Source organism: Dokdonella fugitiva (assembly GCF_004342425.1).
In the GTDB taxonomy this organism is placed as follows: Bacteria; Pseudomonadota; Gammaproteobacteria; order Xanthomonadales; family Rhodanobacteraceae; genus Dokdonella_A; species Dokdonella_A fugitiva.
Window position 1 is genome coordinate 1 of record NZ_SLWQ01000007.1, and the last position, 20,555, is coordinate 20,555.

General features: G+C 69.0%; 11 protein-coding genes. 3 read left to right on the top strand and 8 right to left on the bottom strand.

The features are described from left to right. On the bottom strand, positions 1 to 2,127 hold a 2,127-nt coding region (locus tag EV148_RS12590), incomplete at its 3' end, for a DUF7933 domain-containing protein (protein ID WP_199222779.1). A gap of 554 nt (positions 2,128 to 2,681) precedes the next feature. Here EV148_RS12590 and EV148_RS12595 point away from each other — a divergent pair. Further along, positions 2,682 to 5,066, top strand: a complete 2,385-nt coding sequence (locus EV148_RS12595) for a penicillin acylase family protein (protein ID WP_131998782.1) — start codon at positions 2,682 to 2,684, stop codon at positions 5,064 to 5,066. A gap of 221 nt (positions 5,067 to 5,287) precedes the next feature. On the opposite strand, the gene EV148_RS12600 is transcribed toward EV148_RS12595, so the two are convergent. From EV148_RS12600 to EV148_RS12630, 7 genes are all read right to left on the bottom strand, one after another. Next, on the bottom strand, positions 5,288 to 6,832 hold the full coding sequence (locus tag EV148_RS12600; RefSeq protein WP_131998784.1) for a hypothetical protein: 1,545 nt from the start codon (positions 6,830 to 6,832) through the stop codon (positions 5,288 to 5,290). Between the two features lie 2 nt (positions 6,833 to 6,834). Beyond that, on the bottom strand, positions 6,835 to 7,407 hold the full coding sequence (locus EV148_RS12605) for a hypothetical protein (protein ID WP_131998786.1): 573 nt from the start codon (positions 7,405 to 7,407) through the stop codon (positions 6,835 to 6,837). Then, positions 7,404 to 9,329 carry a hypothetical protein gene (locus tag EV148_RS12610; RefSeq protein ID WP_131998788.1) on the bottom strand — a complete coding sequence of 642 codons (1,926 nt, stop codon included), beginning with the start codon at positions 9,327 to 9,329 and terminating at the stop codon, positions 7,404 to 7,406. The genes EV148_RS12605 and EV148_RS12610 overlap by 4 nt, the downstream gene beginning before the upstream one ends. A gap of 257 nt (positions 9,330 to 9,586) precedes the next feature. Continuing rightward, positions 9,587 to 11,533, bottom strand: a complete 1,947-nt coding sequence (locus EV148_RS12615) for a hypothetical protein (RefSeq protein WP_131998790.1) — start codon at positions 11,531 to 11,533, stop codon at positions 9,587 to 9,589. A gap of 220 nt (positions 11,534 to 11,753) precedes the next feature. Then, positions 11,754 to 13,733, bottom strand: coding sequence for a hypothetical protein (locus tag EV148_RS12620; protein ID WP_131998792.1), 1,980 nt, complete (start codon positions 13,731 to 13,733; stop codon positions 11,754 to 11,756). Positions 13,734 to 13,744: 11 nt separating this feature from the next. Further along, positions 13,745 to 15,763 carry a hypothetical protein gene (locus EV148_RS12625; RefSeq protein WP_131998794.1) on the bottom strand — a complete coding sequence of 673 codons (2,019 nt, stop codon included), beginning with the start codon at positions 15,761 to 15,763 and terminating at the stop codon, positions 13,745 to 13,747. Positions 15,764 to 15,863: 100 nt separating this feature from the next. Next, the gene (locus EV148_RS12630) at positions 15,864 to 17,783 is read right to left on the bottom strand and encodes an ATP-binding protein (RefSeq protein ID WP_158287457.1); all 1,920 of its coding nucleotides are present in this window, start codon (positions 17,781 to 17,783) and stop codon (positions 15,864 to 15,866) included. A gap of 119 nt (positions 17,784 to 17,902) precedes the next feature. On the opposite strand from EV148_RS12630, the gene EV148_RS12635 reads away from it, so the two are divergent. After that, positions 17,903 to 19,990: an O-linked N-acetylglucosamine transferase, SPINDLY family protein gene (locus tag EV148_RS12635; RefSeq protein ID WP_158287458.1), complete on the top strand. Its 2,088-nt coding sequence runs from the start codon at positions 17,903 to 17,905 to the stop codon at positions 19,988 to 19,990. 26 nt (positions 19,991 to 20,016) lie between these two features. Then, positions 20,017 to 20,538 (top strand): molybdenum cofactor biosynthesis protein B, encoded by a 522-nt coding sequence (moaB, locus tag EV148_RS12640; protein ID WP_131998800.1) that lies wholly within the window; start codon positions 20,017 to 20,019, stop codon positions 20,536 to 20,538. The last annotated feature ends 17 nt before the right edge of the window (positions 20,539 to 20,555 follow it).

The window sequence follows — 20,555 nt, forward strand, 5'->3', positions numbered from 1 at the left end:
GGTGTCCACCGTGAACTCCTGCGCACAGTAGTACTGCACGCCCGTACCCGACGTCGAGCCGCCCGGGTTGGCGAACGTCGGGCTGCTCGTCGTCAACGCACCGTTGAAGAACGCCGGCTGCGGCGTCGTGTTCACCGCGAAGTTCGCCGTGACCGTGCAGTCGCTCGTGATCGCGCCCGTCGTGTACGTATTGCCTGCCAGCGTGCCCCCGCAACCCGTCACCGTGTCGATGTGCGAGCCCGCGTCCGCCGTCACCGTGAACGCCGTCGTGTCGCCGTCGTTCACCACCGCGCTCGGCGGCGTGATCGTGCCAGAGCCCGTACCCACCACGGCCGTGACGGTATGCGTGACGATGTCCGCTGCGAAGTTCGCGACAACGTCGCAGTCGGCGAGGACGTTGCTGACGGTGTACGTGTCGCCCGCCAGCGAGCCCGCGCACGTGCCGCCCACGGTATCGATGTGGAAGCCGGCATCCGGCGTCAGCGTGAACGCGATCGAGTCACCCTCGTTGACCGACTGCGCGCCGAGCGGGGAAATGGAACCCGCTGGCGTGCCGATGCTGGAGGTCACCGTGTGCTGCGGCAACGAGCCGTCGCAGTTGTAGGACGGCGTGTACGTGACGTTGAGGTCGTCGGCGAAGAAGGTGTTGTTGGCGGTCTGGCCGCTGCCCGTAACCTGCTGGAACACCATGTTGCTGACGTTGTTGCCACCCGTGGTACCGCTGCCGTCGGTCGTCTCGAAAATCTGCACGCCATCCTTGCAGATGCGCACGTTACTGGTTGCGCGGTCAACGAGCAGCTTGAGGTTGAAATAAGTGCCGGGCGTGAACGTCGCACCGGTCGGCGTAAACGTGCCGGTGCCCCCCGACCAGAGAATTGAATCGATCGAGTTGCCCGTGCGGTTGAAGCGGACATAGGTCGTGACCAAACTCGCATCCGGATCCTGCGGCTGGAAGTACCAGCTGGCGCCGTTGGTCGTATGCGTCATGCGCAGGTTCGCCGAGACCGCGACATAGCGCGTGGTACCCACCGGGAACTGCGGCGAGATCGCAAGCGCATTGTTGCTCGTGTTCGGGGACGCGGCGCTGTTCTGGCTGAAGTGCTGCGTGCCGTTGGCCGGTACCGTGGTCGCGACGTTCGAGCCGCGCGCCGACCAGCCTTGCTGGCCGTTGATCGCGGCCACGGTGTAGTCGGGAGCTTCGAAGCCGACGTCGTACGACGTGGACTGCGTGAAGTTCCAGCCGAAGAACTTCGCAACGGCGGAAGCGTTGCCCTCGGCGGTGGTGATCGGACCCGCTGTAACGGCGTAGTTGCCGGCCGCGGACACCGCCACGTTCGCGCTGATCGTGCACCCGCCGGGCGGAATGGCAGCGCCGCTCGCTAAGGTGATCGCCGAGTCGCCCGACGAGCCGGTCAACGTGCCTGGGCAGGTCGTCGTGGCATTGGCCGCGAGCGTCATGCCTGCCGGCAAGGTCGTGGTGAAATCGGCCGTCGTCGGCGTCGCGGCGGTATTGATGTTGCCGACCGCTATCGCGAGCGTGGTGCTCGTCGGCACTGCGGCGGCGGCGGGCGTGAAGCTCGCCGAGACCGACAGCGGTAGCGCCGGAACGACGGCATTCGTATCGACCGTGACTGTGTAGTCCTCGGACTGGCCATAGCCGGCGCCGGTGCGGCACGGCGGGAGTTCGGAAAGATCGACAGTGTCGTACGCCGTCATCGCACGCAGGCGCGTGTTGCCGAGCACGGCGTCGGCCGGAACAGTGATCAGCGCCGTGACGGACAGAGCATCCGTGCCGGTCGAGTCGGTGATGGTTCCGATCCAGTAGCCTTCATTGGCATCGGTGAAGACGCCATTCTGGTTCCAGTCCACGTAGAGCGCGTTGCCGTGCGAGAATGGGCCGTCCGTATTGGCCTTCATCGTGATCGCGTAGGTCGCACCCGGACGCAGGGTGCCGACGACCGCCGTGAAGTCTTCGTGCGCCGTGCCGCCGGTCGCTCCGGCGGACGTGTTGTTGATTTCATTGATCTTGACGAGCGTGATCGGCTCGACATTGCTGGTGTACGTGTTGACGCAATACGGAGCAATCGCTTCCGGCACCTGCGGCAAGGCCTGCGTATTCGCCGGCACGCCAATCCGCGCAGCCGTCGACCGGATCGTGTCGGCGGCCGGTCCGGCCGCGCTTGGCACCGCAACGGCGGCGGCCGTAGCGAACGTGCCCCCCGTGGCCGCCAGGGCCAAAGTCAATTTCAACAAGCGTCTCATGCGATATACCCCCGTAGATCGACGGCCGCCTGAATGGCGGCCACATAAAAACGCGCCTGCCGAAGCTCCCGGCGAGCGTTGTGGAACAACAGTGGATCCCCGTCCCCTGGATGAAGCAACTTCCTGCTGCTGAAGCGAGACCAGACAACGCTGCATCGGAACATCTGCGACCCCAGTCACATGGAGCGAACTCCGTTGACGGCGCCGTTCGCACGGTGCCGTCATCTACCGATTTCGAATCCTCGGACAACCGCGCGGAACATGGTTCGGCGAGGCTTCCGGACTATATGCCTGTGACACGATCGTCACAACTGCGTCTCATCTTTACCAAACCAGCGCGCATGCTGCATGTCAGCAATGCGCGCCCGTACCGACGCCAGATCGACTAGGATGCGGCGCCCACCAGACCAGGATGCCACATGCCTCGAACGAGACGCTCGCTGCTTCGGCGGTCGCTGGCCGTCGCCGCAATCGTGCTGGCCTTGCCGCTAGCAGGCTGGTTGCTGCTGCGCGGCAGCCTGCCACGCTACGAAGGCGACATGCGCGACGCGGCACTGCAGCAAACGGTGCGCGTCGAGCGCGACGCGCTCGGTACCGTCACCGTGCGCGCGCAGAGCCGGCGCGACGCGAACTGGGCGCTCGGCTACGTGCACGCACAGGAGCGCTTCTTCGAGATGGATATGCTGCGCCGCCGCGCGGCCGGCGAACTCGCCGAGCTGTTCGGCCCGGCCGCATTGCCACTCGACCGCACCGCGCGCGCGCACCGCATGCGCGCGCGCATGGAGCGCGCGCTCGCCGCCCTGCCGTCGCAGCAGCGCGACGCACTCGACGCCTACCGCGACGGCATCAACGCCGGACTCGCCGACCTCGCGGTGCGGCCGTTCGCGTATCTCGCGACGTTCAATGCGCCAGTGCCGTGGCGCAGCGAAGACACCCTGCTCGTCGTCGCCGCGATGGCCTTCACCCTCAACGACGCCGAGGACAAGCGCGAGCTCGCCTTGATGCGCATGCACGCCGCGCTGCCCGCGTCGGCCTACGCGTTCCTCGGCGCGAGCGGCGGCGGCTGGGACGCGCCGATCGCCGGCGCGCCGTTGTCGTGGCCGGAGGTTCCGCCCGCCACCGACCTCGACCTGCGCTCGCTGGATCCGGCGCTGCTGCGCGGCAGCCACGGCGTGACCGACCCACGCGTGCCCGGCAGCAATGCGTTCGCGGTCGCGGGCTCGCTCGCCGACGGCGCCGCGATCGTCGCCAACGACATGCACCTGGACCTGCGCGTGCCGAACCTCTGGTTCCGCACGCGCGTGGTCTATCCCGATCCACGCGGCACCGGCGCGATGATCGACGTGACCGGCGCCGGCCTGCCCGGCACGCCCGCGATCATCGCCGGCAGCAACGGGCTCGTCGCCTGGGGCTTCACCAACAGCTATGCCGACACGGCCGACTGGGTGCGCGTCGTTCGTGACCCGAACGATCCCTCGCGTTATCGCGTACCGGAAGGTTGGGCGACGACCGAGAAGCACGCCGAGCGCATCCACGTGCACGGCGCCGCCGACGAGACGATCGAAGTCGAGGAGACGCGCTGGGGACCGATCCTCGCCAGGGACGTGGACGGCACCGCGCTCGCGCTCGCCTGGGTCGCGCAGCAGCCGGGCGGGATCGACGTCGAGCTCATCCGCATCGAGGCGGCGCGCAACATCGACGAGGCGATCAGCGTCGCGCAGGCGAGCGCCATCCCGCCGCAGAACTTCATCGTCGGCGACAAGGCCGGCAGCATCGCCTGGACGATCGCGGGCCGCATTCCCCGGCGCGTCGGCGGCTTCGACCCGTTGCTGCCGGCGGACTGGTCCACGCCCGGTACGGGCTGGGACGGCTGGCTCGCCGAAGACCTGCATCCGCTCGTCGCCAACCCGCCATGGAAGCGCATCTGGAGCGCGAACCAGCGCTCGGTGGAAGGCGCGGCGCTCGAGCGGGTCGGCGACGGCGGCTACGACCTCGGCGCGCGTGCGGCGCAGATCCGCGACACGCTGCGCGCGCACGAGCATTTCAAGGTCGAGGACATGCTGAAGATCCAGCTCGACGACCGCGCGCTGTTCCTCGAGCGCTGGAAGGACCTGCTCGCGCTCGAACTCAACCGCGCGCCGCCGTCCGCGCTGCACGACAAGGTGAAGCAGATCCTCGCCGGATGGAACGGCCACGCCTCGATCGATGCGGTGGCCTATCGCCTCGTGCGCGCCTGGCGCGGCGAGGTCGTCGACGCGGTGCTCGACGGGTTCGCCGGCGCGGTGCGCAAGCAGTTTCCCGACTTCGCACTGCCCAAGCTGCCGCAGTCCGAACAGGCGGTGTGGAAACTGCTCGGCCAGCGACCGGCGCACCTGCTGCCGCCGGGCAACGCCGACTGGGACGCGCTGCTGGTCGCCGCGCTCGATCGCGCGGCGCGGAAACTCGATGCGCAACCGGGCGGCATCACCGCGCGCACCTGGGGCGAACGCAACACCGCGCGCATCGCGCACCCACTCTCGCGCGGACTGCCCGCGTTCGTCGCGCGCTGGCTCGACATGCCGTACGAGGCACTGCCGGGAGACAGCCACATGCCGCGCGTGCAGGCGCCCGACTTCGGCGCCTCCGAGCGCTTCGCCGTCGCTCCCGGCGACGAAGCGCACGGCTACTTCATGATGCCGGGCGGCCAGAGCGGCCATCCACTCTCACCGTACTACGGCGCCGGTCATGCGGACTGGGCCGCGGGGAAACCGACGCCGTTCCTGCCGGGCCCGGCGCAGCACGTGCTGGAGTTCTCGCCCCGTTGAAATGTGGCGCCGGCGTGGAGGCCACGCGTGCGCCGTGCGGCGTGGAGGATCCGGCCCTGCAGTCGCGCACAAGGCGTGCTCATGCGAGGCTTCGCTCCGGCTGCCCGACGCCGCCATTTCTGCAGGACGGTTGAACGCGCGAGGCGCGCTCAACCGCGGTGCGACCCGACGCTGGCACGAGGCGTCCGGCGGGCGCCGCGATCGCGGCGCCCGCCGGACGCTTACGGCAGCTCGAACATGTCGGCGAAGATCACGTCGGCGGGGTCGATCAGCACGTTGGCGGTGACCGGCACTTCGATCAGCGCGTGCGCGGGATCGTTGCTGTGCACGCAGATCATCGCGGTGTAGCTGCCCGCCGTGAGACCGGCCGCATCGACGCTCGCGGTGATCGTCGCCGTCGCACCGGCCGCGACCGAACCCTGGTCGGGCGAACGCGCCAGCCATGCGACCGGGCCGGGGTTCGCGCAACTGATCGGCGCGGTGTCGATGGTGTACGTGAGCGTGCTGCCGACGTCACCGGAATTGGTCAGGCCGAACATGTCGTTCGCGTTGCCGCCCTGCACGACCGTGACCTCGACGTTGCCGGGCGCGACAGTCGCCGCCGGCTGGCCCGGGTTCGAGCCGACCCAAGGGCCGAATGCGACGAGCGTGGGACCCACCTTCTTGCAGACCATCGAATCCTGCGGAATGCAGTTCGAACCCGAACACCCCGGCGGCCAGCTATTGGCCGTACTGTCGCGCACCGCGACGCGGTAATAAAAAGCGATGTTCGTATCGGCGATGCTCTCGCCGTTGACGAGCGCATCCTTGTCCATCTGGCAGTCGAACAGGTCGTAGTTCGGACTGTCGCCGTATTCGTTGTCGTGCTGGCGCGTGCCCATCACGTCGACCGTGTGGAAGCCGCGGCCCGACTCGTTGGCCGGCACGTCGTAGTCGGCGCTGCCCGGCACGATCTTGTAACCGTTACCCGTCACCGGATTGCGCACTTCCCAGGTCCTGGGAACACCACCCGGACCGCCGGTCAGGTTGCGCAGGTCGGCGAACTCGGTGGCCTGGTCGACGCCGTTGGTGCTGATCGTATTGTGGCCGGCGTCGATGTCGAACTCCATGCGCCAGTAGTTGTGATGCCAATGTGTCACGGTATTGTACGTGCCGTTGCGGTTGCCGAAGCCGAACGACGGTTCGATCCGGCCGTCGTCCCAGAACGTCCAGCGCGATGCATACATGTACCAGTCGGCGCGGTACTGCGTCGTCAAAACAACGTGGTCGCCATTGTCCTCGATGGCGAAGCCGGAACCGCAGGTCGCATTCGAATTGGGATATCCCGGCAGCTGGAATGGGCACGTGCCGTAGGATGCGGTGGGGTCCTGCGAGCGGTCGCACGCGGTGGTCGCCGCGGGCGGATCCACCGGGATGCCGAGATGCGATTGTACAGCGATGTCGGCGAGCACCGGTGAAGTGTCGTCCTTCCAGTCGCGATAGCAATCTCCGCCCATGCCGTTCATGTACTCCGCGAACAGCATCGGTGCGTGCGCGCGCACGAACACGAGGTGGCCCTTGAAATAGACCTTGCGCAGTTCCATGCCGGAGCCGCGCGGGCCTGCGCTCTGGTCCGGCGGCAGCCAGCACATTTCCCAGATCGGATTCACCGCAGGCCATCGCATGAGCGTTTCGGGGCTCGTACAGGTCGGAGAATCGGCATGGGCCACGTTCCAGCCGCCGAGCGCGAGCAACGGTAGCAGTGCGAACTTGCATCGACGCATCATGATCACTCCCCGTGGAATTTCGGACCCGGCTCGCCATCGGCCGGCTGGTAGAACGGATAGACGACGCGGTCGCCTTGCAGATCGACGATCGCATGGGCAACCGCGGTGGTGCCGTGGTCCGCGGCGGCGATGACGTGGATGCAGCGCGATCCACGCACACAGTCCTGACCTTCCGGCTTGCGGAACGAGAACCCTCCCGCCCAGATCACGACGTCGGGACGATCGACCAGGGCATGCAGGCGCTCGTCGGCGACGACCAACGCGCGCGCACGGGCCTGCTCCGCTTCGGTGAGGCCGAGGTCGGCGCCTGCGAGTTCCGCAGTTTCGAGCAGATGCCCGTCCAAGTCGAAGACCTTGCGCAACGCGAGCGCATGATCATAGTCCCAACCGTACTCGACCTCACGGCGCAGTTCCTTGCCGTCGACCATGATGAAATCACTGTTGCGCCGGCTCATCACGTAGCCGCGCAGGCGTTCCGACCCTGGCTGCGGCGCGCCGGAACGCGGCACGGTCGTCGCTGCGCACGCATCGAGCAGGCCCGCCAGCACTGCGGCAGCGGCAAACTTGCAGTTCATCGGTATTTCCCTCGTTTCCCTTGCGTGGTCGCGCTCGCCGCGGTGACCGCGACGGGTGGTGACTTGCCGTAGCCCGGCTGGCCTGGGTCGTCCGGTGTGTTGTTCCACAGTTGCCAGACGAATTCGCCGCGCGATCGATCCTGCGGCCCTACCGCAAACGGGCGCGAAGGACCTCCGCTGCACAGTGCATTCTCCGCGGGCGTCGCGTTGTCGGTCGCTTCGTCGCGCAGGAACTCGATGTACTCCTTGCTCGACGTCTGGTAGTACAAGGTGGCACTCGCGATGAACGGCGGCGTCGCGGATGCCGGCAACACGAACGTATAGTCGGCGCGGTCGACGTTTACGAGCACGCCCGAGCCCGGTGAGGTTTCCGGATAGTTCGCCGCGACCGGCGCGGCTTCCTCGCCGAGGGGGTCGTCCACAGTCGTCGCACGGAAACCGATGGGCGGAATGCGGTTGTCCTTGGCGACGCAGTTGTTGAGCACAAAATGGAACTGGCGGCGCCCGCCTTCCTCGAACACGCACGCCTGCGAACCGGCGTCCCACACGCCCTGCAGAATTTCGTAGACGCGCGCCTGCGCATCCTCTGCCAGTTCCCCAGTGGCCGCATCGTACGCGCCGCTCTGCGCGACGAGCCGGTCGGTGGCGTCGCGCACCTGCACGTCAATCCACATGCGCCGGCCCTCGGAATATCCTGTCGGCAGCTTGTGTCCGCTGAGGTTCGTGACGTCTACGCGCAGCGACAGGCTGCCGTCGTCCGCGCCGGCGGGCGGCTGGTACGCGGTGACGCTCGCAGCGACCGTCGCGCTCCCCTGCAGCATCGCCTGCGCCGCGGCAATGGTGCGATCGAAATCGCCGGGCTGGGTCGTGCCCAGCAATGCGGCGTATTCGCCCTTGATGATCGACGGCACCCAGGTGTTCGCACCGGCGAATTCATGCACGGGAAGATTGCCCGTGCGCGAGCCGGGCGGATTCTGCAGGCACGCTTTCGCATTTGGATCGTCGGATGCCCGCATATGGCACGACTGGCACTGCTGCGCCTTCGCGACGACCGGCACGCCGCCCGGTGCGTCGCCCATGCCGTCGCGGAAGATCGCTTCGGCAAACAGGCTGCGCGTCCATTCAGTGTAGGTGCGCTCAATCGGGAATGGCCTGCCGCCGTCGCTTCCGTCGGCGCGGATCAGCGTGCGCAGCGGGCCTTCGTCGGTGTCCGGCGTCGTCACGTCGTGGCAACTGCCGCACAGGGCAGAATCGGCGTGGTGCCGGGAGTAGGTCCAGCCGTGCGGCGGCTGCAAGGGATCGGTCGGACCCGTGTACGAATATGGGCCGCGGCGGCATGGACCGCCGTAGATCGAGCCGTCGGGCGTGGTGCAGGTGAGCGCATCGTCGATCCACACGTTCGCGTTGCCGACCAGGAGCGCCTGCCCTTGCGGGCCCACGGGCATCGCGCGATGGCAGTAGTGGCAGTCGACGCCGGTGTAATCGTTCGACTTGCCGTCGTGCGCGGCATAGTTCCCGAGCAGGCGGCATCCCGCTTCGCCAAGCGAACCGCCGCTGCCGCCCTTGACGACGTTTCCCTCGAGCCAGCCACGCGGCGCGTGGCAACGCAGGCAGTAATCGCCGACACCTGGCTTGCCGATGCGCGCTGCGTCGGCGTTCGCGACGTCGAGCGCCGCCCAGAACAGCGGATCGCGAGTCGCGTTGGCCATCATCGAGCCGCTCCAGCTCGAGTGCGGCATGAACGGCAGCGTGGCCGCGTTGTTGCCGCGATGGCAGGACGAGCAACCGCTCGGGTCTTCGAGTGCCGATTGCAACCCCGGTTGCGTGCCGTGCGGCGTGAAGTCGAGCGCAGACGCCACCGTCGCCGCGGAGAGGACGAGCAACCCCAGCGCGAACGCACGCAGACGCCGTTCAACGAGCATGGATGCGCCGCCCGGTCGGCGCGAGCCGGCGCGGCTGCTTCGCATTCGCCGCCGCGCAGGCATCGGGCACGGCGATCGGAATGGTGTGATTCATGGCATTTCCCCAGGGCAGATTACGGTGCGTGCGGCCACGCCCGCACCGCGAGGACGCCGAGCGAGCGTCATTCGTCCAATGTAGTACGCCGGTGCCGCCCGTGACGAGACGGGCGGCACGCATTCGGCGCGCATCGTCGGACCCGGACGACGATGCGGGGCATTCATCGCACGGGCGACGTCGGCACCAAGGCCGACACGGCGTACGACGAGGGCGTACCCGTCGTGGCGACGTGCAACGTCGTGCTGCCACTCGCAGGAGGCGCCGACGCGATGAACGAGAACGAATACAGCGTTCCCCAGTCCAGTGTCGGCAACGAGGCCGACGGCGTGTCGCGCGTGCCGATGCCGCCGAGGCTGCCGTCGTTGCTGAAGGTGAGCTGGCCATTGGCGATCTTCGCGCGCCAGTTGCCGTTCACCTCGGTGCCGCCCGCATCCGACGCCGGCGACAGTACCGACACGCCGGCCGGCACCGGGATGCTGAAGCTGTCGAAGCCCTTGTTGCTGAGCACGCGCAGGTTCGGCTCGGAACCCTGGGTTTCGGCGCGCGCGAAGTCGAAGTTCATAACGGCATAGTTGTAGCGCCACTTGCCGTTGCCTAGCGCGGTCACCTTCACGGCCACCTTGGCATGGCCTTCAGGGACGCTGAGCTCGGACGTGCTCGCGTTGGGCCCCGGGTTGGTCGGATCGACCCAGCGGTCGATCGCGCCACCGAGCCGGTAGCCGGACGCCCCAGTCAGTGCCCACATCGAGCCGGAGAATTGCGGGTTCACCGATTCGGTCGCCATCGAGTTGTAGATGTTGATGTCGTCGCGGACGATGTACCACGACTCGAACAGGAAGCTGGCACCGTCGCCGCTCGTGTGCGCGAGCTTCTTCTCGGGCACCTTCATGCGCTGCGTCCACGACGTGTTGTTGGGGCTGTTCTGCGTCCCGTCGCAATTGGTGTCGAAGATCGAGCCGCAACGCCCCCATTGGCCGGTCGCCGGGATGATCTCGCTGCGCGGGCCCATGTTGCTCGGGCTGTCGTTGTTGCTGTTGGAATAGGTGTCGCTGCAGCCGAGGCCGAGAGCATTGCCGCCGAATACGCCGCAGGTGCTCGTGCAGCCGCTGTTGGTGGACACGAACGCATGTTTCACGCCGGAGCGGCCGATCTGCGAGATGGCTCCGTTCGCATCGATGCGATAGAGGTTCCAGATCAGGAACGGGTGCTGGTCGTTGTTGTACGGCGGATGATTGCCGCTGAACTTGGTGAACCACGCGACGTCGGCCGTGTACAGCGCCGAGCTCGTGCCGAGCGGGTCGGAAATCGTCTGCTGCGCGGTACCGTCATTGACGTTGTTGCGCAGGGTCGACGACGGCGCGAAGGCCGCGATGCCGGTGCCGTTCGGACCGCTGCAATTCTGGCAGCCGGCCGTCTGGATGGAGATGTTCTGCATGAACAGGTCCGCCTGGTACGTCGCGCCGGGCACGCCCGGCACGGCCACGCCCGGCCACGGGTAGGGCTCGCAGACGCGGTTCGGTTGCGCACCGCTGCCTTCGATCGTGACCTCGGTACTCATCGCGAAATCACCGAGCGACCAGCCTTCGGCGACGGGAGCGCGGAGGCGTTTGGCGAGTTCGTTCGTGATGCGCAGGTCCGCCGTGTACACGGTGAGGGTGCGTTTCGAGTTGGTCAGCTCGAACATGATGCGATCGGCGTGGAACCACACCTTGCCGTCGGTGGAGACGAGATCGAGTACGAGCGGGTTCTTCGCGTTCACGCGCAACGTCGCGTTGCGCAAATCGATGCGGCTGCCGTCGGGAAGCGCCAGCACGTAGCCGCCCGTGATCGACAGCGAACCGCCCTCGAATTTCTGCAGCGACGCGTCGCGCACGCTGAAGACGAGGCCGCCGGCTTCGCGCAAGCCGAACCATTCGTGGCCGTGGAAGTCGGTTTGCCTGGTCTGCCCCGAACGCGATTCGACGCGTATGCCGAGGTTGGCCATCAGGTCGTAATTCCAGCGCACGCCCATCGAACCGCCCCAGGCGGACCAGGCCTGCGGCGCGATCACATCGGTATCCGCCGTGCGGACGGCCAGGCCCGCGTGCGCGGCGGACAGGCATGCCATGGTGATGCAAACGGAAAGGAATAGACGCTTCATCGAGCCCCCAAAGCAACGATCGGCCGCCCGCAGGTGCGGACGTGCCAGCCCAATGCCGTGTCGGCAGCGTCCTGCCGCCGCGCTGCTCCGACCGGACCACCGGACGCAGCTCCCGCGGCAAAAATCCGAATCTAGCACGTGCGGCCGCGGCGGATTGCCGCGACGCAACACGCCCGGCCGGACAACCTCAAGGGGTGGTCGCGCTCGCCGACTGCATGAGCTCCGGCGGCGACTTTCCATAGCCCGGCTGCAGCGGGTCGTCCACGGCGTTGTTCCAGAGCTGGTACGCGTACTCCCCGCGCGAGCGGTCCTGGGGTCCCACCGCGAACGGGCGCCCGGGCCCCGACGCGCACAGGGTGTTTTCCGCCGGGGTTCCATTCTCGACGGCCTGGTCGCGCAGGAATTCGATGTAGTCGCGGCTCGCGGTCTGGTAGTACAGGCGCGCGGTCACGGTCAGCGGTCCGCTCGTTCCAGCAGGCACGGTGATCGCGTAGCTGGCGGAATCGTAGTTGACGAGGATGCCCGACCCCGGGGATGTCTCCGGATAGGTGGCACCGACCGGGCGCAGCGTGTAACCGTTCGGATCGCCGCTCGTGGCCGGGCGGAAGCCGGCTGGTGGAATGCGGGTGTCCTTGGCGATGCAGTCATTCAGGACGAAATGGAACATTGCGTTGCCCTCGCCGTCCACGACATCGCAGGCATTCGTACCATTGTGGTTGTAGATGCCTTGCAGGACTTCGTAGACGCGTGCCTGCGGATCCTGCGCGAGCATCGCACTCGTGTCGTCGTAGGCGGCGCTCTCGAACACGAGCGCGTTCGCGGCATCGCGCACCTGGAGGTTCAACCACATTCGGCGTCCCTCGGAGTAGCCGCTCGGCAGCTTGTGGCCGCTCAGATTGGTCACCTTGACCTGTACCGCGAGCGATCCGGGCGTGGACCCGCTCGGCGGTGTGTAGCCCTGGATCGTCGTCGACAGCGAGGCGGCGCCGGCGAGCATCTGCCTCGCCCACGCAATCGTCTGGTCGAACGCTTCGGAGCGATCGATGCCGCCATTGGCGACGATGCCGGCGCCGTATTGACCCTTGAGGATGCCGGGCACCCAGGTATTGCCGCCCGCGAATGCGTGCACGGGCAGGTTACCCGTGCGGCTCGGGAACCCGCTGAACACGCAGGCACTCGCATCCGGATCCTCGCTGCTCGGCATGTGGCAGGTCTGGCACACCGCTCCTTTCGCAGGGAATGCCTGCCCCGTCACGGCGGGATCGAGGCCGTCGCGGAAGACGACGTCCGCGAATGCGCTCTGCTGCCATTCGGAGAACGTGCGCTCGATCGGGAACGGCAGGCCGGAGTCGATTCCGTTCGCGAGCTTGAGCGTCTTCAAGGGCCCGCTCGAGGTGTCGGGCGTGCTCACGTCGTGGCAGAGGCCGCAGATCGCGCTCTGCGCGTGGTACGCCGACTGCACCCATGCGTGCGGCGGCTGCGAGCCGTCGCCGGTGTAGGTGTACGGACCGCGCCGGCACGGTTCGAACTCGCCCGTGTTCTCGCACTCGCCGTCGTCGAGCCACGCATTCGCGTTGCCGATGTACCCGGGTTCGCCGAGCGGCCCCTGTGGCATGAGGCGATGGCAGTAGTGGCAGGTCGTGCCGCCGAAATCGGAATCGAGGTCGTCGGCGGAGTCGTAACGACCCGACAGCAGGCAGCCGGCACTGCCGAGCGTGACGTCATTGGCGCCGCCGAACGCGCCCTTCACGACGTGCCCTCCGAACCAGCCGCGTGGCGTATGGCAACGCAGGCAGAAGTCGCCCGCGCCGGGCACGTCGTTGTTGGCGACGTCGAGGGCGGCCCAGAACAACGGGTCGCGCGTCGCGTTCGCCATCATCGAGCCGGCCCAGGTCGAATACGGCCGGAACGTCGTCTGCGTCGGCTGCCCGGCGGTGTTGGTGCCGCGATGGCAGGCGGCGCAGTTGTCCGAGTAGATGAGGTCGTTGAACAGGCCCGGTTGCGTGCCATGCGGCGTGAAGTCCACGCCGCCGCCGAGGTGCGCGAGGCGCTTGGAGACGTCGAGCCAGTCGTGCGCGCCGTCCGGCGCTGCGACGGCCGCGCCCGCGACGAGGAAGGAAAGCGCGATGGCCGCGCGGCGAGCGAGTCGGGAAACCGTTCCGGTCATGGCAAGCATGCTCAGTCGAAGCCGTTGCGGAAAATCGTGTCGTCGATCGTGGCCGGGCCGAGCAGATCGAGCGCATAGCCGATCTCCGCTTCGGTCGCGGTTGCCGCGCCGGTCAGGCCGAGCGTCGCCGCCGCCGGCGGCGCATCCGACACGAATTCGAAATGGTAGAGGCGCCCCCAGTCGAGCGTGTTGCCGGCCGGAGCGCTCCAGGTCAGCGCGCCGCCGGCACCGGACAACGACCAGTCGTTGCCGGAGTCATTGTCGGCGTCGTCGAAGCGCGGCGCGCTCACCGACGCATTCGCCGGCAGCGGCACGCGGAAGCGCGCGAAGCCGTGGTTCTCGAGCAGCTTCACGTTCGGCTCGGTCGCGTGCGCGGGATCGATGAGCACGTGCGCGTAATCGAAATTCATGACCGCGTACTCGTAGCGCCACTGGCCGCCACCGAGGTCGGTCGCCTTCATCGCGATGCGCGCGCGCCCGAGCGGCGTGGACAGTTCGCGGTTCATCGCATTCGCGCCCGGCGCCTGCGGGTCGACCCAGCGATCGACCACCGGTCCGAGGAAGAAGTCGTGGTCGGGCTGTCCCGCGCCGACGAGGCTGACCTGCCAGTTCGCGCCGCTCTTGTTCGGCTGGATCTCGCGGTAGCCCATCGTGTTGTAGATGTTCTCGTCGTCGCGCACGATGTACCAGTACTCGAAGAAGTAACGCGCGCCCGTCGCCAGTGGCGCGAGCATGTCGCTCTCGTCGACGAGCATGCGGTAGTCGTAGAGGTTCTGCGCGCCGCTGCCGCTGTCCATGTGGCCATCGCAGTTCGCGTCCCACACCGAACCGCAGCGCCCCCAGACCGCGGTCGATGGAACCACCTCGCTGCGCGGTGCGAGATTCTGCTGCTGCGAGCCGCCGCTGCTGCTGTTGTCGTTGTTGCTCAGCGAGTAGGTGTCCTCGCAGGTGGGATAAATCACGTGGCCCTCGGCGCAGCCGCATTCGCCGGGGACGTGCGCCCAGTTGATGGTGAGGAACGCATGCTTCACCGCCGACACGCCGATCTGCTTGATGCGGCCATCGGCGTCGATGCGATAGAGGTTCCAGATCAGGTACGGATGCTGGTCGTTGCCGTAGGGCGGCGACGGGCTGGTGAACTTCTGGTACCAGGCGACGCCGGTGTCGCCGACGTTGCGCAGGCTCGAATCCTGGTCGATGACGACCTTGCCATTGGTGCTGCTGCTCGTGCAGGCGCCACCGCCCGGCAGCGGCGGCAGGCCGCAGCGGCGCACGTAGACCGAATCATCGTGGCCGGTCCAGCCGCCCGCCGCATCGTCGTAGATGAGCGCGATGTCGGTGACGAGGCCCGCTTCCGGGAACGGCGCGCTGCAAACGCCGCCGTCCGGCAGCGGCTGCGCCATCTCGCGGCCGATCTGCGCCTGCGCGCGGAACTCGAGCGTGCCGACCGGATGACCGACCAGGTCCGGTCGCCCGAGCGCCTCGGCGAACGCGCGTGCGAGGCGCAGGTTCATGTTGTACATCGAGAACGTTCCGGGCCCCTGCTCGTCGAAGCCGTAGTGCGCGTGATCCGCGGTGAACCACGCGCGCCCGCTCGCGTCGACGACGGCGATGCCGAGGCGGGCGGCCGGGTCGGCACGCAGCGCGAAGCCACGCAGGTCGATCGAGCCGCCCGGATGGGCGAGCACGAAGCCGCCGGCGAAGCGCAGTTCACCGCCACCGATCGCGACGATGGCGGGGCCGCGATGGATGACCTCGAGCGTACCGGCATCGAGCGCCGGGAATGTCGTCGTGTCGTAGCGTCGGCCGGGTACGCCGGCGGCGCGCGCGCTCGCCATGCTCGCCGACGCGACGCGCAGGTCGAGCGCCACGAGTGCATCGGGGTTGAACCCGAACGAGGCCTGGCCGCCCCAGGCCAGCCACGCGCCTTCGGGCCCGTCGGCCGTGGACCGCGGTGCCGGCGCGGCGATCGCGAACGCCGATGCGAGCGCAAACGCGATGCCGGCTCCCCAGGTACGCACAGGCTTCATGCCATCTCCCTCATGGCGGTGCGGAAGTCTCGAAGGCTAGCACAGCGTCGCGGCGGTACCGTGCCCGCGCTCACGCGACGCCGGCGACGGCGCAGGTCGTTCAGCGCCCCGGTACGACCGCGTCCACCGCATGGCGAACCGGGTCACCGCTCGTGGCGACGACGACGGGCGCGATTGCCGGCGCGCGGCGCGCGACGAACTCGAAATGATGGAGGGTGCCCCAGGCGAGCGAATTGCGCGACGCGGGCGCGTTCCAGGTGACTGCGCCCCCGGCGACGCGCATGCGCCAGGCGTCGTCGCCGTCGCCGTCCGCATCGGCGGACCGCGCCGACTCGACCGCGACGCCGTCCGGCACGGGCACGCTGAACGTGGTGAAACCTCGGCTTTCCAGCAGTTTCAGGTCCGGCTCGCGCGCGTGCGCGGGATCGAACCTCACCAGCGCGTAGTCGACGTTCATGACGGCGTACTCGTAACGCCAGCGCCCCCCGCCCAGGTCGGTCGCCTTGGCCGCGACGCGCGCGCGGCCGAGCGGCGTCTGCAGTTCGCGGTTCGTGCGCGTCGCATCCTCGTGCGCGGGATCGACCCAGCGGTTCACCACCGGGCCGAGGAAGAAGTCGTGATCGTCGGCGCCGGCATCGACGAGGTCCACCTGCCATGCCGCGCCGGTCTTGCGCGGGCGGATCTCGCGATGGCCCATCGTGTCGTAGACGTCGGCGTCGTCGCGCACGACGTACCAGTATTCGAAGAAGTAGCGTGCGCCCGTCGCGAGCGGCGGCAGCAGGTCGCTCTCGTCGACGAGCATGCGGTAGCGGTACAGGTCCTGCGCGCCGCTGCCGGGATCCATGCGGCCGTCGCAGTCGCGGTCCCAGGCCGAGCCGCAACGCGCCCACTGGCCGGTGAACGGCACGATCTCCGCGCGCGGCGCGAGGTTCTGCTCGCCGTTGCCACTGCCGTTGTCGTTGCTGCTCGCCGAATAGATGTCCTCGCAACCGGGCCAGAACACGTTGCCGCCCGCGCAGCGGCAACGCTCGTTGATCGAGAAGAATGCATGCTTGGCGGCGGAAACGCCGATCTGCCGGATGCGCCCGTCGCGATCGACGCGATACAGGTTCCAGACGAGGAACGGATGCTGGTCGTTGCCGTACGGCGGATGCTCGCCGCTGAAGTGCGCGTACCACGCGACCGCGGTCTCGCCGACGTTGCGCAGGCTCGCATCCGCGCTCATCACGACCTTGCCGTTCGTGCTTTCGGCGGTGCACGCGCCAGCGCCGGGCAGCGGCGGCAGGCCGCAGCGCGGCACGTAGATCGAATCCCAGAAGCCGCTGAGGTTGGAGTAGCTGAGCTGGATGTTCGTGCGCCGCCCCGGTGCCGGCCACGGCGCTTCGCACCGGCCGCCCGCGAGCGCCTTCGCATCGCGCGCATCGAGCACGGCACGGAACGCGAGCGTGCCGATCACGCGGCCGGCGAGGTCGCGCCGGCCGAGCGCGGCGGCGAACGCGGGCGCGAGGCGCAGGTCCATCTGTCGCACCGAGAGTTCCGCCGGCACGTGCGTCGTCACGTCGTAGTGCGCATGGTCGGCCACCAGCCAGGCCGTGCCGCCGGCATCGGCGAGCGCGACGTCCGTCCCTTCGCCGGGCGAGCGCGCGCGAACGGTGAAGCCGCGCAGGTCGATGCGCGCCTCCCCCGACGCGAAGACGAAGCCGCCCGCAAAGCGCAGGGCGCCCGGACCGAACCCCGCCAATCCGCTGTCGCGCACGCGCAGTTCGAGCCGGTCTTCGCCGCCGGCCTCGAACGTCGCCGTTTCCTGCGCGACGCCGGCCTTGCCATCCGCGTGACGGCTCGCGCGCTCGACCGCTTCGATGCGCACGCCGATCGCCGCGAGCGCGTCGGGGTTCAACGCGACGTCGGCGCTGCCGGCGGATGCGTACACGCCCGCGCGCGCGGCCGCATGCACCCCGCCGGCCGCGAAGACGCAGCATGCCGAGGCGAAGGCGAAGGCGAGCCACCGTGCCGCTGTCATGCGTCAGACGTTCCCCGTGTCCGCATCGTGCGGGATCGTGCGCATGGTGCCACGGCTCCGCGCGGCGATCGCACGGCAGCGTGGCTGCGACTTGCGCTGGCATGCGACCATGCGCGCCCATGCACGACCTCGCCACCCTCCTCGACCGCATCGCCGAACTCATCGCGGGCGGCCGCGCCGACCTCGCCGCCGCGCAAGCAGCGCCGTTGCGCGCCCGCGAACCGCGCGATGCCGAAGCCGCGCGCCTGCACGGCATCGCGCTGTTCCAGCTCGGCCGCGTCGCCGAGGCGATCGCCGCGCTCGAAGCCGCGCTCGCCCTCGCGCCACGCTCGGTCGACGTACTCTGCAATCTCGCCAGCGTGCGGCTCGCCGCGGGCGATTCCGCGCGCGCGCTCGAAGCGCTCGAAACCGCGCTGCTGCTCGCACCCGCGCATCCGGCGGTGCTCAACGGCCTCGGCAACGCCCGCCGCGCGACCGGCGATCTCGCCGGTGCGCGCGACGCGTACGCGGCGGCGACCCAAGCCCAGCCCGGCCACCTCGGCGCCTGGTGCAATCTCGCCGCGGCGGAACTCGCGCTCGGCGACCATGCCGCCGGCGAAGCGGCCGCGCGCCATGCGCTCGCGCTCGCTCCCGGCCATCCCGAAGCGCTGTTCGTGCTCGGCCACGCGCTCGCCGCAGAACGGCGCCATGCGGAGGCCGAAGCGGCCTATGCGATGGGCGAATGCGCGGCGCCCGCGGACGCACGCTTCCCGTACCAGCGCGGCCTCATGCTGGAGGAACAGAAGCAGTTCGCGCGCGCGGCCGAGGCGCACGCACGCGCTCTCGCGCTCGATCCGCAGCTCGATGCGGCGCTCGGCCAGCTCGTCTTCCTGCGCCGCCAGCTGTGCGACTGGCGCGACCTCGATGCGCTCTCCGCGCGCTTGCGCGCGCGCGTCGCCGCCGGCGCGCCCGGACTCGCGCCGTTCGGTTTCCTCGCCGAGCCCGCCTCGGCCGCCGAGCAGTTGCGCTGCGCGCGCACGCACGCGGCGTCGATCGAGCGGCGCGTCGGCGCACTGCGCGCGCGCAACGCCTGGCGGAACGCGCCCGGGGATCCGCACGCGCCGCTGCGGGTCGGCTTCGTCGCCAACGGCTTCGGCCACCATCCGACCGCCTTGCTCGTCGTCGCGTTCCTGGAGGCGCTGCGCGACGAGGCCGTCACCCTGCATCTGTTCTCGACCGCACCCGCCGACGGCAGCGTGCTGCAGCAGCGCCTGCAGGCGGCCGCGCATGCATGGCACGACGTGCACGCGGTGAGTTCGGCCGGGCTCGCCGAGGCGATCCACGCCGAGCGCCTCGACGTGCTGCTCGACCTCGACGGCTATTGCGCCGGCGCGATGCCGGAGGCGCTCGCGCTGCGCCCGGCGCCGGTGCAGGTCAACTGGCTCGCCTATCCCGGCACGCTCGGCGCGCCGTGGATCGACTACGTGATCGCCGACCGCATCGTGCTGCCCGAATCCCTGCACGCGCAGTTCTCCGAAGCGGTGGCGTGGCTGCCGCGCTGCTTCCAGCCTTCGGACTCGACGCGCGACGTCGCCACGCCACCGTCACGCGAGGACTGCGGCCTGCCGGCGACGGGTGTCGTGTATGCCTGCCTCAACAACAGCTGGAAGCTCGATCCGGCGACGTTCGAGCGCATGCTCGCGGTGCTGCGCGCGGTGCCCGGTTCGGTGCTCTGGTTGCTGTCGGCGGGCGATGGCGCCGACGAGCGTCTGCGCGTGGAGGCGGCACGACGCGGCGTCGATGCGCGCCGGCTCGTCTTCGCGCCGAAGCTCGAGCATGCCGCGTACCTTGCGCGCTACCGGCATGCAGACCTCTTCCTCGACACCGCGCCGTACGGCGCGCACACGACCGCATCGGACGCGCTCTGGGCCGGCTGCCCGGTGCTCACGGTGCCGGGTGCGACCTTCGCTTCGCGGGTCGCCGCGAGCCTCAACCATCACCTCGGCCTGGCGCAGCTGAATGCAGCGGACGACGCGGCATTCGTCGCGCTGGCCGTCCGGCTCGGCCACGACCCGGACGCGCGGCGCGCACTGCGCGAAGCAGTCGCGTCGCACCGCGCAACCGGCGGGCTGTTCGACATGCGCGGCTACGCGCGCGACTTCGCGGCGCTGCTCGCGCGCATGGCGGGACGCCATCGCGCCGGCCTCGCGCCCGCGCCTTTGCACTGAACCTGCGACGCGCTACGCTGCCCCGCATGACCGCCCAAGCCGAATTCGTCGCGCTCGACCTCTGCGTGCTGACCGTGTCGGATACGCGCACGCCCGACAACGACACGTCCGGCGACTATCTCGCGCTGTCGCTCGGCCAGGCCGGCCACCGGCTGCGCGAAAAGCGCATCGTGCGCGACGACCGTTACCTCATCCGCGCGATCGTCGCGCAGTGGATCGCCGACCCCGACGTGCGCGGCGTGCTCGTCACCGGTGGCACCGGCTTCACGGGGCGCGATTCGACGCCCGAGGCGATCCGGCCCCTGCTCGACAAGGAGATGCCGGGTTTCGGCGAGATGTTCCGCATGCTGAGCTACGACGAAATCGGCACCTCGACGATGCAGTCGCGCGCGTTCGCGGGGCTGTCCAACGACACCTTCGTGTTCTGCCTGCCCGGCTCGACCTCGGCCTGCCGGACGGCCTGGGAAAAGCTCATCCGCGCGCAGCTCGACGCGACCACGCGGCCGTGCAACCTCGCCGGCCTGCTGCCACGGTTGCACGAACGCTGACGCGGCCGGGGCCGGCG

Coding starts and splice junctions, on each gene's coding strand:
- EV148_RS12595 (WP_131998782.1), top strand. CDS start 2,682: ATGCCTCGAACGAGACGCTCGCTGCTTCGGCGGTCGCTGGCCGTCGCC.
- EV148_RS12600 (WP_131998784.1), bottom strand. CDS start 6,832: ATGATGCGTCGATGCAAGTTCGCACTGCTACCGTTGCTCGCGCTCGGC.
- EV148_RS12605 (WP_131998786.1), bottom strand. CDS start 7,407: ATGAACTGCAAGTTTGCCGCTGCCGCAGTGCTGGCGGGCCTGCTCGAT.
- EV148_RS12610 (WP_131998788.1), bottom strand. CDS start 9,329: ATGCTCGTTGAACGGCGTCTGCGTGCGTTCGCGCTGGGGTTGCTCGTC.
- EV148_RS12615 (WP_131998790.1), bottom strand. CDS start 11,533: ATGGCATGCCTGTCCGCCGCGCACGCGGGCCTGGCCGTCCGCACGGCG.
- EV148_RS12620 (WP_131998792.1), bottom strand. CDS start 13,733: ATGACCGGAACGGTTTCCCGACTCGCTCGCCGCGCGGCCATCGCGCTT.
- EV148_RS12625 (WP_131998794.1), bottom strand. CDS start 15,763: ATGAAGCCTGTGCGTACCTGGGGAGCCGGCATCGCGTTTGCGCTCGCA.
- EV148_RS12630 (WP_158287457.1), bottom strand. CDS start 17,783: ATGACAGCGGCACGGTGGCTCGCCTTCGCCTTCGCCTCGGCATGCTGC.
- EV148_RS12635 (WP_158287458.1), top strand. CDS start 17,903: ATGCACGACCTCGCCACCCTCCTCGACCGCATCGCCGAACTCATCGCG.
- moaB (WP_131998800.1), top strand. CDS start 20,017: ATGACCGCCCAAGCCGAATTCGTCGCGCTCGACCTCTGCGTGCTGACC.